12 protein-coding genes are annotated in these 14,357 nt (G+C 53.9%); 10 read left to right on the top strand and 2 right to left on the bottom strand.

Features of this window, described 5'->3' with window-relative positions; all coding sequences use genetic code 11:
* Positions 1 to 4: 4 nt before the first annotated feature.
* Positions 5 to 1,549, bottom strand: a complete 1,545-nt coding sequence (gene pruA, locus EVJ22_RS12770; protein ID WP_131438803.1) for an L-glutamate gamma-semialdehyde dehydrogenase — start codon at positions 1,547 to 1,549, stop codon at positions 5 to 7.
* A gap of 170 nt (positions 1,550 to 1,719) precedes the next feature.
* Here pruA and EVJ22_RS12765 point away from each other — a divergent pair, with 170 nt between their 5' ends.
* The 3 genes from EVJ22_RS12765 (at position 1,720) to EVJ22_RS12755 (ending at position 4,589) form a co-directional block, all read left to right on the top strand.
* The gene (locus EVJ22_RS12765; RefSeq protein WP_071398074.1) at positions 1,720 to 2,523 is read left to right on the top strand and encodes a hypothetical protein; all 804 of its coding nucleotides are present in this window, start codon (positions 1,720 to 1,722) and stop codon (positions 2,521 to 2,523) included.
* A gap of 12 nt (positions 2,524 to 2,535) precedes the next feature.
* The gene (gene bcp / locus EVJ22_RS12760) at positions 2,536 to 2,973 is read left to right on the top strand and encodes a thioredoxin-dependent thiol peroxidase (protein ID WP_071398073.1); all 438 of its coding nucleotides are present in this window, start codon (positions 2,536 to 2,538) and stop codon (positions 2,971 to 2,973) included.
* Between the two features lie 239 nt (positions 2,974 to 3,212).
* A complete protein-coding gene (locus tag EVJ22_RS12755) occupies positions 3,213 to 4,589 on the top strand; it encodes an alanine/glycine:cation symporter family protein (protein WP_131444043.1) in 1,377 nt (458 codons plus the stop codon).
* 36 nt (positions 4,590 to 4,625) lie between these two features.
* Here EVJ22_RS12755 and EVJ22_RS12750 read toward each other — a convergent pair whose 3' ends face one another.
* On the bottom strand, positions 4,626 to 6,332 hold the full coding sequence (locus tag EVJ22_RS12750) for a methyl-accepting chemotaxis protein (RefSeq protein ID WP_131444042.1): 1,707 nt from the start codon (positions 6,330 to 6,332) through the stop codon (positions 4,626 to 4,628).
* A 215-nt stretch (positions 6,333 to 6,547) separates the two neighbouring features.
* Here EVJ22_RS12750 and gatC point away from each other — a divergent pair, with 215 nt between their 5' ends.
* The 7 genes from gatC to EVJ22_RS12715 all read left to right on the top strand — a co-directional run bounded on the left by gatC (position 6,548) and on the right by EVJ22_RS12715 (position 14,162).
* The gene (gatC, locus tag EVJ22_RS12745; RefSeq protein WP_016509877.1) at positions 6,548 to 6,838 is read left to right on the top strand and encodes an Asp-tRNA(Asn)/Glu-tRNA(Gln) amidotransferase subunit GatC; all 291 of its coding nucleotides are present in this window, start codon (positions 6,548 to 6,550) and stop codon (positions 6,836 to 6,838) included.
* Between the two features lie 11 nt (positions 6,839 to 6,849).
* On the top strand, positions 6,850 to 8,292 hold the full coding sequence (gene gatA, locus EVJ22_RS12740; protein ID WP_131444041.1) for an Asp-tRNA(Asn)/Glu-tRNA(Gln) amidotransferase subunit GatA: 1,443 nt from the start codon (positions 6,850 to 6,852) through the stop codon (positions 8,290 to 8,292).
* 11 nt (positions 8,293 to 8,303) lie between these two features.
* Entirely contained in the window at positions 8,304 to 9,734 is a 1,431-nt protein-coding gene (gene gatB, locus EVJ22_RS12735) for an Asp-tRNA(Asn)/Glu-tRNA(Gln) amidotransferase subunit GatB (RefSeq protein ID WP_131444040.1), read from the top strand.
* Positions 9,735 to 9,796: 62 nt separating this feature from the next.
* Complete coding sequence (locus EVJ22_RS12730; RefSeq protein WP_071398068.1) at positions 9,797 to 10,798, top strand: diacylglycerol kinase; 1,002 nt, start codon at positions 9,797 to 9,799, stop codon at positions 10,796 to 10,798.
* Positions 10,799 to 10,894: 96 nt separating this feature from the next.
* Positions 10,895 to 12,256, top strand: a complete 1,362-nt coding sequence (rlmD, locus tag EVJ22_RS12725) for a 23S rRNA (uracil(1939)-C(5))-methyltransferase RlmD (protein ID WP_131444039.1) — start codon at positions 10,895 to 10,897, stop codon at positions 12,254 to 12,256.
* Between the two features lie 177 nt (positions 12,257 to 12,433).
* Positions 12,434 to 12,955, top strand: a complete 522-nt coding sequence (locus EVJ22_RS12720; RefSeq protein ID WP_233589708.1) for a DM13 domain-containing protein — start codon at positions 12,434 to 12,436, stop codon at positions 12,953 to 12,955.
* 373 nt (positions 12,956 to 13,328) lie between these two features.
* Complete coding sequence (locus tag EVJ22_RS12715) at positions 13,329 to 14,162, top strand: DUF4839 domain-containing protein (protein ID WP_158625531.1); 834 nt, start codon at positions 13,329 to 13,331, stop codon at positions 14,160 to 14,162.
* The last annotated feature ends 195 nt before the right edge of the window (positions 14,163 to 14,357 follow it).

The raw sequence follows: 14,357 nt of genomic DNA, 5'->3' as shown, positions 1-14,357 counted from the left end.
TGGATTAAAACGTCTCTGACGTCGTTTTCGCTTGCATGTGGAGCTGGATGTAATCCGGTCCGCCTGCTTTTGAATCGGTCCCTGACATGTTGAAGCCGCCGAACGGCTGATAGCCGACGATCGCGCCTGTGCAACCACGGTTGAAGTACAAGTTGCCGACGTGGAAGTTTTGGCGTGCGTACTCTTGGTTCGAGCGGTCACGCGTCAGCACCGCACCCGTCAAGCCGTACTCGGTGTTGTTGGCGATGTCGATCGCTTCTTTGAAGTCTTTCGCTTTCGTGAAGGCGACGATCGGCCCGAAGATCTCTTCTTGCATGAGACGTGCTTTCGGTGCCACGTCGGCGACGACCGTCGGCTCGACGAAGTAGCCGGTCGAGTCATCCGCTTTACCGCCCGTGACGATGCGTCCTTCTTCTTTCGCGACGTCGAAGTACGACGTGATCTTCTTGAACGCGGCCGCATCGATGACCGGTCCCATGAAGTGTTCGTTCTGCTCCGTGTTTCCGACTGACAGTTCGTTCGTCAATTCGACGACGCGGTCGAGCACCGTGTCATACACGCTGTCGACGATGACGGCGCGTGAACAAGCTGAACATTTTTGTCCCGAGAAGCCGAACGACGATTTGACGATCGACTGGGCCGCGAGTTCGAGGTCCGCTGATTCGTCGACGACGATCGTGTCTTTTCCGCCCATCTCGGCGATGACACGTTTGAGCCAGATTTGGCCGTCGTTCAACTTCGAGGCGCGCTCGTTGATGCGGAGACCCACGTCGCGTGAACCAGTGAAGCTGATGAAGCGCGTCTTCGGATGGTCGACGAGGTAGTCGCCGACTTCAGCGCCCGGTCCCGGGATGAAGTTGAGGACGCCTTTCGGGAGACCCGCTTCTTCCATGACCTCGACGAATTTCGCCGCGACGATCGGTGTCGTCGAAGCTGGCTTCAAGAGGATCGTGTTACCGGCGACGATGGCCGCGACGGCCGTCCCTGCCATGATCGCGAACGGGAAGTTCCATGGGCTGATGACAATCCCGACCCCGAGTGGGATGTAGTCATAGCGGTTGTACTCGCCCGGACGGCTCTCGACTTTCTTACCCGGTTTAAGTTCGAGCATTTGACGCGCATAGTACTCCATGAAGTCGATCGCTTCCGCCGTGTCCGCGTCCGCTTCGTTCCAAGGCTTGCCCGCTTCTTTGACGAGGTAGGCCGAGAACTCATGCTTTCGTTTACGGACGATGTTCGCCGCTTTGAACAAGACGTCGGCACGGACAGACGGGTCGACGTGACGCCACGTGTCGAACGCTTTGAGCGCTTCTTGCATCGCACGTTCCGCGAGTTCTTGGTTCGCTTTCGAGACGTGTCCGATGACTTCGTCTTTATTGGCCGGGTTGTAAGACGTGATCTTACCTTCCGTCGTCACTTTTTCCCCACCGATCACGAGCGGATAGTCCTGACCAAGCTCCCCGTTCACTTTCTCGATCGCCGCTTGAATTAAGGCAGCGTTCTCTTTGTTTGTAAAGTCTGTGAATGGTTCATGTTTGTATGGAATCATTCTCGTTCCCCCTTAAAGTGATTATGCAGTTAAGCGCTTACGTCTGTATTGTATCGGAATTCTTCATGAAATCCTAGTGAAACAATTTTCCGGAAAAGCGTGTCGTTTCCGCTCCAAATTCAGTCGTGGTAGGATGGTGAAAAGAGATCGATCGAGGAAGGAATGATTGGATGAGAAAATGGATGTTGCCGCTTGCGCTCACACTCATGCTCGGCGCTTGCGGGAATGAAGAGGCAGCACCGGTCGAAGAGACGAAACGACCGCTCCCGGACGCGGTCGAGACGGTGTATGAATCGTATCAACAAGCGCTCCGTGACGGGGACGCCGAGGCGCTCGCAGACATCGACTACGCTGCTGCCCGGACCGACATCCCGGCGACGGGTGCCGTGACGCGTGACTTGACGCCGGGTGACATCGTCGAGAGTTGGGTGAACGAGGACGAGGACGTCGCCTATATCGTCCATGAGATGGAGGATGGTGACGGGAACGAACTGCCGAACCGGCTCGCCAAAGTCGCGATCAAGGAAGGCGACGATTGGTCGCTCGTCGTCACACCGGCTTTGGTCCCGGCTGACGTGATCGGTGAGGTCGGGGAGTTGTTGACGGGGATTGAAGCGAGCGAGTATGGGGTGAACGCTGAAGCGAACGCCCGTCTCGCCGAGGTGCCGGAAGATGAGGCCGGACCGATTTACGACCGGGTCAACGCCCAGACGGACTATGTCGCGCTCGAGGCGGACAATAACGTCTTCTTGCTCATGTCAGAGACGCTCACCGTACCGGAAAACCAAACGATCATGACCGATTATTTTAAAGCGTATCAGACGTGGTATATCGATAATGAGGCCGCGCTCCGCGATGCGGCCGCGACGGAAGACCCGGTCGACTATCTCGAAGTGCTCGACCCGCTCAAACAAAAACTAGAACAAGCGATCGACGGATATGACGAACAGCTCGTCGACCCGTCGTTCGGATAAGGAGGAAATCAGATGTTAGCACCAACATTTACACTACCGAACCAAAACGGGGACATGGTCGCACTCGAAGATTATCGTGGCCAGAAAGTCGTCCTCTATTTCTACCCGAGAGACGCGACGCCGGGCTGTACGACCGAAGCGTGCGATTTCCGTGACGCCGCACCGAAGATGAGCGGGGCCGTCGTCATCGGCATCTCGGCCGACAGCCAGAAGAAGCATCAAAACTTTATCGAGAAGAACGATTTGCCGTTCGACTTGCTCGTCGATGACACGCATGAAGTGTCAGAACTATACGGTGTCTGGCAGTTGAAAAAGAATTACGGCAAAGAGTATTACGGCATCGTCCGCTCGACGTTCCTCATCAACGAGGACGGTTACATCGAAGAGGAGTGGCGCAGTGTCAAAGTGAACGGTCACGTCGACGAGGTCGTCGCGGCGCTCGCCAAATAAGTTGGACCCAACCGATTTCCCGATAGGGGAGGTCGGTTTTTTGCTGAAGTGAATCGTTACATTTTTATTTCAAATACTAACGTTAGAAACAAGATAAAACCGAGCGTTGAACAGATATATTACAAAAACATTACGCAGAATCGGTATGATTTCACCCCGCGTCGACTTGACGAAGTTGTGAATGTTCTGAAAAATATAAACCAGTAATCAAGCGAATACATACATAGGGGGAACATCATGTGAAGCAGTTTGAAAGTTGGGTGACGAGTCTATCGAACCTCGTCTGGGGACCACACTTGCTCATATTATTGATCGGGACGGGCATCTTCTTGACGTTCCGGCTCGGATTCATCCAGGTGACACGGCTCGGGTTCGGCTTGAAAGAAGCGTTCATCCCGAAAAAGCAGAGTGGGGCGGAAGCCGAAAAACGAAAACGGCAACGCGGCGACATCTCACACTTCCAAGCGCTCATGACGGCGCTAGCAGCGACGGTCGGTACCGGCAACATGGTCGGGGTCGCGACCGCGATCGTCCTCGGGGGACCGGGGGCGATCGTCTGGATGTGGCTGAGTGGATTCATCGGTATGGCGACAAAATACGCCGAGGCGATCCTCGCCGTCAAGTATCGTACCGTCGATGAGCGGGGTGAGATTGCGGGCGGCCCGATGTATTATTTAGAACACGGGCTCAAAAAACGTTGGCTCGGCATGACGTTTGCCTTGTTCGCCTCGATTGCCGCGTTTGGTATCGGCAACGGCGTCCAGACGAACTCGATCAGTTTAGCGCTGAACACGTCGTTCGGTGTCCCGATGTTCGCGACCGGTATTATCATGATGATCCTGACGGGGTTCGTCATCCTCGGTGGCGTCAAATCGATCGGGAAAGTCGTCGGGATTTTCGTCCCGGTCATGATTTTCGCTTACGTCGGGGCCGGGCTCGCCATTTTAGTCATGAACTTTGACTTGATCCCGTCCGCATTCGCGACGATCTTCTCGAGTACGTTCAGTGCCGAAGCGATCGGCGGCGGGGCACTCGGTGCCGCGATCCGTTACGGTGTCGCGCGTGGCGTGTTCTCGAACGAGGCTGGGCTAGGGTCGGCACCAATTGCGGCCGCGGCCGCGAAGACGGATTTCCCGGGACGGCAAGCGCTCGTCTCGATGACACAAGTGTTGATCGACACGCTCATCGTCTGTTCGATCACCGGGTTGACGATCGTCATGGGTGGTCAGTATACGGAAGGGCTACAAGGCATCGAGCTGACGCAAGCGTCGTTCGCTTACTTCCTCGGCCCGATCGGTGAACTCATCGTCACGATCTCGCTCGTCTTCTTCGCCTTCTCGACCGTGATCGGCTGGTGTTATTACGGGGAACGCTCGGTCCATTACCTGCTCGGGGAGCGGGCGATCGTCCCGTACAGGATGGTGTACATTGTCGTCGCCGGACTCGGTGCGATGACGACGAACTTGAACTTGATTTGGGCCGTCTCCGACGTCTTCAACGGTCTGATGGCGATTCCGAACTTGATTGGGCTGTTGTTCTTGTCAGGTGTCGTCGTCGCCGAGACGAAGCGGTTCGAACTTGAGATACGGAAAGAGCGGCAACAGTCGGCCGCATGACAAAGGACGCATTCCCGAGGGAGTGCGTCCTTTTGTTTACACTTTGAACTGGCCAATCAACTCGCTCAACTCGTCCATCTTCCGTTGCGACGCTTCGGTGACGCGGTTCAACTCACTGAACCGGTCGACCGACAGCGTCACTTTCTCGGCGATGTCTTGCGTCCCGAGTGCCCCGTTATTGACCGTCACGGCGACGTCTTGAATGACACCGATCATCCCGGACGTCAATTGTTCGAGTTCTGTGGCCGCTTCGGCGAATTCAGAAGCGGTCGCCTCAAAACGTCCGGCGTCTTCGCTGTAGCGTTCGGCCGCTTCTTCGAGCTGGTCGTAATCTTTCAATACGTTCGTATCGAGGAAACCGAGCATCTCGCTCGACGTCTCGTTCAAATGGTCGACCGAATGGAGCACGGTCGTCGAGATTGCTTGGATCCGTTCGACGGTCGTCCGGCTCGTCTCGGCCAGTTTACGGATCTCGTCGGCGACGACGGCGAACCCGCGTCCCGCCTCACCGGCTCGTGCCGCTTCGATCGAGGCGTTGAGCGATAACAGGTTCGTCTGCGCCGCGATGTCTAAAATATCGTTCGTGAGCGTGGCGATCTCGCGGACGGCTTTGGCGTCATGCATGGCCCGTTCGAGATTGTGTCGTGTCGAGGACAAGACGTCGATCGCTGACGCTTTCGCTTCGACGGCGTGGGTACGGAGTGCCATGGCCCGGGCGTCGACTTGTTCCGCCTCAGTTTTTCGTTCAGCCGCCATCGTCACGATGTTGTGAAGCGTTCGTTCCATATCCGACGCGGAGGCGTTCATTTCCTGGGCACTCGCCGCGGTCTGTTGCATGCCGGCCGTCAAGTCCTCGGTCGTTGCGGCGGTCGTCGTCATATACGAATCAAGCGCTTTCAATTCGTCGTACATGCGAGTGGATTGCTCGGTCACCCCGCGTGAGACGCCGTTCACTTGCAAAATGAGCTGGCGCAGGTTGGCGATGAATTGGTTGAAGTCGCGCGCGAGCCCAGAGAACTCATCACGTCGCTTCACCGGGATCGACGTCGTCAAATCGCCTTGGCTCGTCGCGAGTTCGCGCATTTTCAGTTTGAACTCGTTCAACGGCTCGAAAATCGAGCGGAAGATGAACACCATCATGAGTACGGTGAACAGAATAGCGGCGATCATGATGACGATGAGCGTGAGTTGGACTTGTGCAAACAACGCTTCACCAGTCTCGATGTCAGAACGAATCCCATCGCGGTTCAAGTTGACGAGGAGACCGAGCGTATTCGACAGGGCGTCTGCGCTCGGGGTGGCCGTGTCCCGGATGTAGGCGTCGGCCGCGGCTTGTCCTTCTTCATTCGAGATGCGAATCAATTCCTCAATGTTTGTCTGGAATGTGGTCCATTGTGTCGTCGTCTGATCGAACAGTTCACGGGCGGCCTTGTTGTTGTTGATTGTCGACTCATAGCCGGTCAGCTGTTGCTTTAAAATCGTGATGCCGGTCTCAATGCTGATTTCGACATTTTGCTTTGTCACCTCGTCCTCGACTAGAGCGTGGCGCATCATCTGCTGGCGAATCCCGAGCAACTGCTTGTCGACTTGATGAATTTGGTCCATGCCGGGCACCCAAGAGACGTTCATGTCTTGTTGGGCTGCCTTCGAGGCGTTCAACGCATAGAATGAATAGCCGCTCACACCGAGTAATAAGACTAGCAGGACGGTAAAGGCGACGATCAATTTGTTACGGATTGACATAATGATCCTCCTCGGGAAATGTTTGCTACTCTCTTAGCATAATGAGAATTGCCCGTGTACCGTATAGCCGTTTTTTGAAACGAGTCAATATTCTAGCGCGATTCCCTAACTTTCAAATAATGATCATCTTTGACCGGATTGGATTTTCTTTTTTGTCTTATGGAAAAGTGGTATGATAATGAACGATGTATTGAAAACTGTTGGAGGTGGAACCTTTGGCTCGAATCACTGAAGCTGAAGTTCGGCACGTCGCCGGACTCGCCCGACTTGCGATCACGGAAGATGAAGTGACGCACTTCACGGAGCAATTGACAAAAATCCTCGAGTTCGCCGAGCAACTCGATGAACTTGATACAACGGGCGTCATCCCGACGACCCATGCCCTAGATTTGAAAAACGTAATGCGCAAAGATGAGGTCCGCCCGTCACTTCCCCGCGAGGAAGTCGAACGGATGGCGCCTGATTGGGAGAACGGCCAAGTCCGCGTCCCAGCCGTCTTTGAGTAAGGAGGCCCTTCATGACACTATTCGATCACGGTGTAGCCAAGCTACATACCTTATTAAAAGAAGGTGAGGTCACGGTAACGGACCTCGTCAAAGAATCATTTGACCGCATCGAAGCGACCGATGACAAAATCGGTGCGTTTCTCACGTTGAACGAGGACGCGTTCGAGCAAGCGAAACGGATGGACGACCTCGCCAAGACAGCGGACAACCCGCTCTTCGGCTTGCCGATCGGCGTCAAAGACAACATCGTCACAAAAGGGACACGCACGACGTGTGCCTCGAAGTTCCTCGAGAACTTCGTCCCGGCCCATGACGCGACGGTCGTCGAGCGTCTTCACGACGCCGGTGCCGTCACGATCGGGAAGTTGAACATGGACGAGTTCGCGATGGGTTCATCGAACGAGAACTCGGCGTTCAAAGTCGTCCGCAACCCGTGGGATACGACGCGCGTGCCAGGCGGCTCGTCAGGCGGTTCGGCCGCGACGGTCGCAGCCGGACAAGTACTGTTCAGCCTCGGTTCGGATACGGGTGGCTCGATTCGCCAACCGGCAGCCTACTGTGGCGTCGTCGGCATGAAACCGACATACGGTCTCGTGTCACGTTACGGTCTCGTCGCGTTCGCCTCGTCACTCGACCAGATCGGTCCGCTCACGCGCTCGGTCGAAGACAACGCCTATTTATTGAACGTCATCTCAGGTCATTGCGACATGGACTCGACGTCGGCGACAGTCGACCTGCCGGACTATACGAAGTCACTTCATGGCGACATTAAAGGCATGAAGTTCGCCCTGCCGCAAGAGTTCATGGCAGAAGGCGTATCAGACGGTGTCCGCAAACAAATCGAACAAGCGGTCGAGACGCTCAAGTCGCTCGGTGCGGCCGTTGAGACGGTATCGCTCCCGACTGTGAAATACGCGCTCCCGACGTACTACTTACTCGCTTCATCTGAGGCGTCTTCGAACCTCGCTCGTTTTGACGGCATCCGTTACGGACGTCGCGCCGAGGCCGATGCGCTCGAAGAAGTGTTCACGTACTCACGCGAGCAAGGGTTCGGCGAAGAAGTGAAACGCCGCATCATGCTCGGGACGTACGCGTTAAGCTCAGGTTATTACGATGCGTTCTACAAGAAGTCGCAACAGGTGCGCACACTCATGAAGCAAGACTTCGCGCGCGTGTTCGAGAACTATGACGCGATCATCGGGCCGACTGCGCCGACGACGGCGTTCAAGCTCGGCGAACAACTCGAAGATCCGCTCACGATGTACGCCAACGACATTATGACCATCCCGGTCAACTTGGCTGGCGTACCAGCCATCTCGGTTCCGGCCGGTCTCTCAGACGGCCTCCCGGTCGGTCTCCAGATCATCGGGAACCACTTCAGCGAACCAACACTCTACCGCGTGGCCCATGCTTTTGAACAAGCAAACGGCGGTTTTAAGATGCCACAGCTTTAAGGAGGACAACGATGAACTTTGAAACGATCATCGGGATCGAGGTGCACGCCGAGCTGAGCACGAAGTCGAAGATTTGGTGTGGCTGCTCGCGCACATACGGTGCCGAAACGAATACGCAAACGTGTCCGATTTGTCTCGGACACCCGGGCGTTCTGCCTAAATTGAACGAAGAGGCGGTCAACCTCGCCATCAAGGCCGCGATGGCACTCAACTGTGAAATCGCGACCGATACGAAGTTTGACCGTAAGAACTACTTCTATCCGGATACGCCGAAAGCGTACCAGATCTCGCAGTTCGACCAACCGATCGGCTTTAACGGCCACGTCGACGTCGAAGTCGATGGCGAGATGAAACGGTTCCGCATCGAGCGGGTCCATCTCGAGGAAGATGCTGGGAAGATGAACCATACGGGCGAGAAACATTCGGTCGTCGACTTCAACCGGACCGGCTCACCACTCATCGAGATTGTCAGTGAGGCCGACATGCGTTCACCGAAAGACGCGGTCGCTTACCTCGAACGCCTGAAAGAAGTGCTCTCGTTCGCGGGCGTCTCGGACGTCAAGATGGAAGAAGGGTCGCTTCGTTGCGACTGTAACATCTCGGTCCGTCCGTTCGGTCAAGAGCCGTTCGGGACAAAGACGGAGCTCAAAAACTTGAACTCGTTCTCGAACGTCTTGAAGGCGCTCGATTACGAGGAAGAGCGTCATCGTAAACTTCTCATCACGGGCGGCGTCATGCGTCAAGAGACGCTCCGTTTCGATGAGGCGGCGAAGAAGACGATCCTCATGCGTGTCAAGGAAGGGGCGGCCGATTACCGCTACTTCCCAGAGCCGGACCTCGTCCGTCTCGAGATCGACGAGGAGTGGAAGGAACGCATTCGCAAGACGCTTCCGGAACTTCCGGTCGAACGTCGCGAACGTTACATGAACAACTATGGCCTGTCGGCTTATGACGCCAAGGCGCTCACGTCGACGCGCGAGTTCTCGGACTTCTTTGAAGCGACGACAGCGGCCGGTGCCGAACCGAAAGCTACGGCGAACTGGCTCATGGGCGAAGTGCTCGGCCACTTGAACAAGTCGAACGAGACGGTCGAGACGATGAAGTTGACGCCGAGCTCGCTCGCGGAGTTGATTCGTTTGATTGGAGAAGGTACAATTTCTTCGAAGATCGCGAAACGCGTGTTCACGGCCATGATCGAGGAAGGCGCCGAACCGAAGGCGTATGTCGAAGCGAACGGTCTCGCCCAAATCTCGGACGAGAACTTGCTCCGCGGCTACATCGTCGACTTGTTCGAAGCGCATCCGCAGATGATCGAAGACTTTAAGAACGGGAAAGACCGTGCCAAAGGCTTCATCATCGGGCAGATCATGAAGCAGACGAAAGGGATGGCGAACCCGGCGCTCCTCGATGGCTTGTTCCACGAAGAGATCGCGAAACGTTAAGCAGCAGCGAGGCACTTGTGTCTCGCTTTTCGCTCGAAATGAGCATAGGGGAGAGAAACAATATGCAACGAAAACGCGCACGGGTCATCTATAACCCGACATCTGGAAAAGAAGTGATCAAACGGGAGCTGCCGTATATATTGAACCGCCTCGAGGATGCGGGTTATGAGACGTCGACGTACGCGACGAAAGCGATCGGTGACGCGACGCTCGAAGCCGAGCGGGCCGCTGCGGCCGAGTTCGACTTGATCATCGCGGCCGGCGGTGACGGGACGTTGAACGAGGTCATCTCGGGACTCGCTCCGCTCGATGAACGTCCGACAATCGGACTGATCCCGGTCGGAACGACGAACGATTTCGCCCGGGCGATGCGGATCCCTTTGAGCGTCGTCGGCGCTCTCGACGTAATCTGTGACGGCTTCGAGATGCCGGTCGACCTCGGGGAGATCGAAGGCGAGGCGGGAGACATCCATTACTTCATCAATATCGCCGGCGGCGGCATCATGACTGAGCTGTCGTACGAAGTGCCGTCGAAGTTGAAGACGGCGCTCGGCCAGCTCGCCTACTACGTCAAAGGGATGGAGAAGCTGCCACTCATCAAACCGACGTACATCGAGCTCGAGCATGACGAAGGAACGTTCAGCGGGGAAGTGATGATCTTCCTCACGTCGAACTCGAACTCGGTCGGAGGCTTTGAGAAGATCTCGCCACACGCGTCACTCAATGACGGCTTGTTTGACTTGTTCATCTTACGGAAATGTAACTTGTTCGAGTTCATCCACGTCGTCCGTTTATTGCTCCGGGGTGAACACTTGTCGAGCCCGCTTGTCGAGCACGTCAAGACGGGCCACGTTAAGATGAAGACGACGACTGAGCGGATGAGCCTCAACATCGACGGCGAGTACGGCGGCGAATGCACGGGTGAGATGCGGAACTTGTTCCGCCACTTGACGGTACTCGCACCGAACGCGCGAATCCGCGAGATGGAAGAGTTGAACGCTCAGTACGAACGCGAACAGATGATCAAACAGCTGTTCAACGTGTCGAATGAGAAAGCAGAATAAGTCGGCTCGGCGTGGCGCTCACGCCGAGCTTTTCGTTGGCCTCTGAACGGGTAATGACAGAATAAAGTACTTCTCGAATCGGGAAAGGAGAGACTCATGCTACCAGTAACTAAAAACGACCGTCTCGACGTCCACATCCATGACCTCACACACGAAGGGGCAGGCGTGGCACGCGTCGACGGTTATACGTTGTTCGTGCCGAACGCGCTCCCGGGTGAGACGGTCGAGATTGTTGTGACGAAGACGAACAAACAGTACGGCTTCGCCCGGCTGATCGAAGTGAAACAAGCGAGCACGGACCGGGTCGAACCGCCGTGCCCGATCTTTTATCAATGTGGGGGCTGTCAGCTCCAACACTTCAGCTATGACGGCCAGCTCCGTCAAAAACGGGACCGCGTCGTCGAGGCGCTGCAGCGACTCGGCCAGTTCGACGTGCCGGTCCACGAGACGATCGGGATGCCGGAACCGTGGCGCTACCGCAACAAAGCGCAAGTACCGTTCAAGCAAGAAGGAGATCGTCTCGTCGCCGGGTTCTACCGCCCGCGCTCGCACGACATCGTCGAGATGAAGGAATGTCTCATCCAAGACGAGCGCAACGACGAGGCCGTCCAAGTCGTCCGTGACGTGCTCGCGGCGCACGGTGTGCCAGCGTACGATGAGAAGACAGGGCGCGGCGTCATCCGCCACGTCATGGCCCGCTACGGCTATCATTCAGGTGAACTGATGATCGTCCTCATCACGAAGACGACGAAAATCAAAGGCGTGAACGAGATCGTCGCCGACATCTTGCAGCGTCTGCCCAACGTGACATCGCTCATGCAAAACGTCAACCCGGACAAGACGAACGTCATCCTAGGGGCGACGAACAAACTCTTATATGGCCACGAGACGATCGAGGACAAGATCGGCGGACTGACGTTCACAATCTCACCGCACTCGTTCTTCCAAGTCAACCCGGTCCAGACGGAGAAGCTGTACGGTAAGGCGCTTGAATATGCGCAACTTACCGGTACGGAACAAGTCGTTGACGCCTACTGCGGCATCGGGACGATCAGTCTGTTCCTCGCCCGGAAAGCAGCGCACGTGTATGGCGTCGAAGTCGTGCCGGAAGCAATCGAGGACGCGAAACAGAACGCGCTCGTCAACGAGATCGATAACGTGACGTACGCCTGTGGCGCGGCTGAAGATGTCCTTCCAAAGTGGAAGCAAGACGGCATCAACCCGGACGTCATCGTCGTCGACCCGCCGCGTAAAGGCTGTGCCGAGTCGTTCCTTGAGACGATGGTCGAGATGGCACCGAAGCGAATCGTCTACGTGTCGTGTAACGTCGCGACGCAGGCGCGCGATATGCGTTATCTCGCCGACCGCGGCTATCGTCTCGTCGAAGTGACACCGGTCGACATGTTCCCGCATACGGCGCATGTGGAGACGGTGGCGTGGCTTGAAAAAATAGAATAAACTGAAAGAAAAAGCCTTCGATTTGTTGAAATCGGAGGCTTTTTGTACCTTCATGTTTGAGAGGGGGATGCGGATGAAAATTCAGCGTTAGATACGCCTTCAATTTTTTGTGAAGTCTTACAGTGAATCCTCGAATAATAATGAGAAGGATATGTTTAGTGAAATGGAGCGAAGATGATGAAAAACGTGACAAAAGTGATCCTTGGTATAGTGGGGGTAGCCGTACTGTTAATTGGCTGGTGGCTCATTTCTCCTATATTCTTGGACAAGACTGTTGATGAAGGACTTCCGCCGACATCGCTAGACACAACTGTAGAAGAAGATAAAGAAGTCGAGGAATCTCCGTCATCTGATCAAGATGATGAAACTGCTGCTGGGTTTGCAGACTTGGCAGGGGTTTTCATGGATGGAGAAAAAAACTATGAAACTTCAGGTACTATTCAAACGATTCGAGCTGATGATGGCGTGTACCTGCGATTGGAAGATTTCCAAACGACAAACGGACCCGATTTATTTGTCTATTTAATTCAGCCGGGGATGGAAACGACAGAAGGGATCAGCCTAGGTTCATTAAAAGGGAATACTGGTAATCAAAACTATTTAGTCCCTGAAGACGTCGATCTCACGCAATACACGACCGTCGTGATCTGGTGCCGGGCGTTCGATGCGGATTTTGGTTTTGGTGAACTGACACAATAATCGATTTATATTTTTACCTGCATCATTCAAAAAGAGCGATTGGACGTACTTTGAACGTAGTATGGGGCCCATCGCGAAGACGTAAATTTAACAACAAATGGATTACATGTTCATGGAATCGACAATGGTATCATATGTACGCCTAGCTAAATTGAGTTAGTGAACAAACTTGAGCAAAAATAATGAGTAAACCTCCCTTGGAGATGACCTTGGAATGTCATTTTCAAGGTTTTTTTGTTCTCAAATGGAATATATTTTCTGAAAAAGATAAAATTATAATTTTAATATGGAAATTTTATTATTTGATTGTCATACTTTATAAAGATATGGAGAATGAGTTCGGTTAATCCAGAACGAAATAACTCGTTTAAAGGTGGAGGAAGAAAAAATGCGGAAAATACGAAGTGTCTTGATGTCATCTGCGTTGATTGTGATGTTAACAGGATGTGGTGAAGGCTCGAATGACCATAAAGGGGAAGCGAAAACCCCTTCAGCATCAAGTGTTCAAGAGGGAAGGAATTATAAAGAAGTGGTCGACGAATTTAAGTCGAATGGATTCACAAACGTCAAAACAGAAAAAGTCGAAGATTTAATCACGGGCTGGATCACCGAAGACGGGGAAGTAGAGGAAGTGGCTGTCGGGGGCGACGTCGAGTACGCACCAGATGAATGGATGCCGGAAGGTACTGAAGTCGTGATCACCTATCATACATTTAAAGAAGAGACGGTAGAAGAAAATAAGGAAAAGCCAGAGGAGACAGAAGCAAATCGTGAGTCGAGTGATCAACCAGACAAAGAGGCAGAAGAAAAGAAAGAACCTGACGTGCTGACCGTGGACAATAGTCCAGACTTAAAAGAACTGCTCAGTGTTAACTCTGAAGCAGATCCTTTGATTGCAACGTTTGCTGATCAATATGAAGGGCGTACGATTGAATTCGATGCACACACAGCCTATGTCAATAAGCATGGCAGCTATGACACCCGATTTGATTATTTGATTTTAGTTGGCGACGATACGAAAAACGAACCGCCTGGCCCTAATTTCCAACTTCGAGATGTAAACTATTATGATTTAAACTTAGAAGGCGACAATATCCCTGATCCGTTCGGGATTGGTTATCATATCCGGATTACTGCCGTAGTTGATAAGTATGAAGAACAGTCGAATTTGTTCCTAATCAATCCTGTGTCGATTAAAATGAGATAAGCGTATACACGTGATTGTCCAGAACGGCTCCATAAATATCCAAAATAAAAGACGGGCTACGGAGCCCGTCAGGCTGTTGACGAACCAAATCGCCCATCGCGATTTGGTTCGTCTCTTTTTGTGTTCATCGAGCTCGAGGCGCTCTGCCCGGCATAAAATTGAAGAAATGCTATGTAGACGGTCTTTTTCGGCCAA

It is taken from the genome of Exiguobacterium sp. SH0S7, from assembly GCF_004337195.1.
Classification (GTDB): Bacteria; Bacillota; Bacilli; order Exiguobacteriales; family Exiguobacteriaceae; genus Exiguobacterium; species Exiguobacterium aurantiacum_A.
This window is presented reverse-complemented; position numbering and strand designations above follow the sequence as displayed.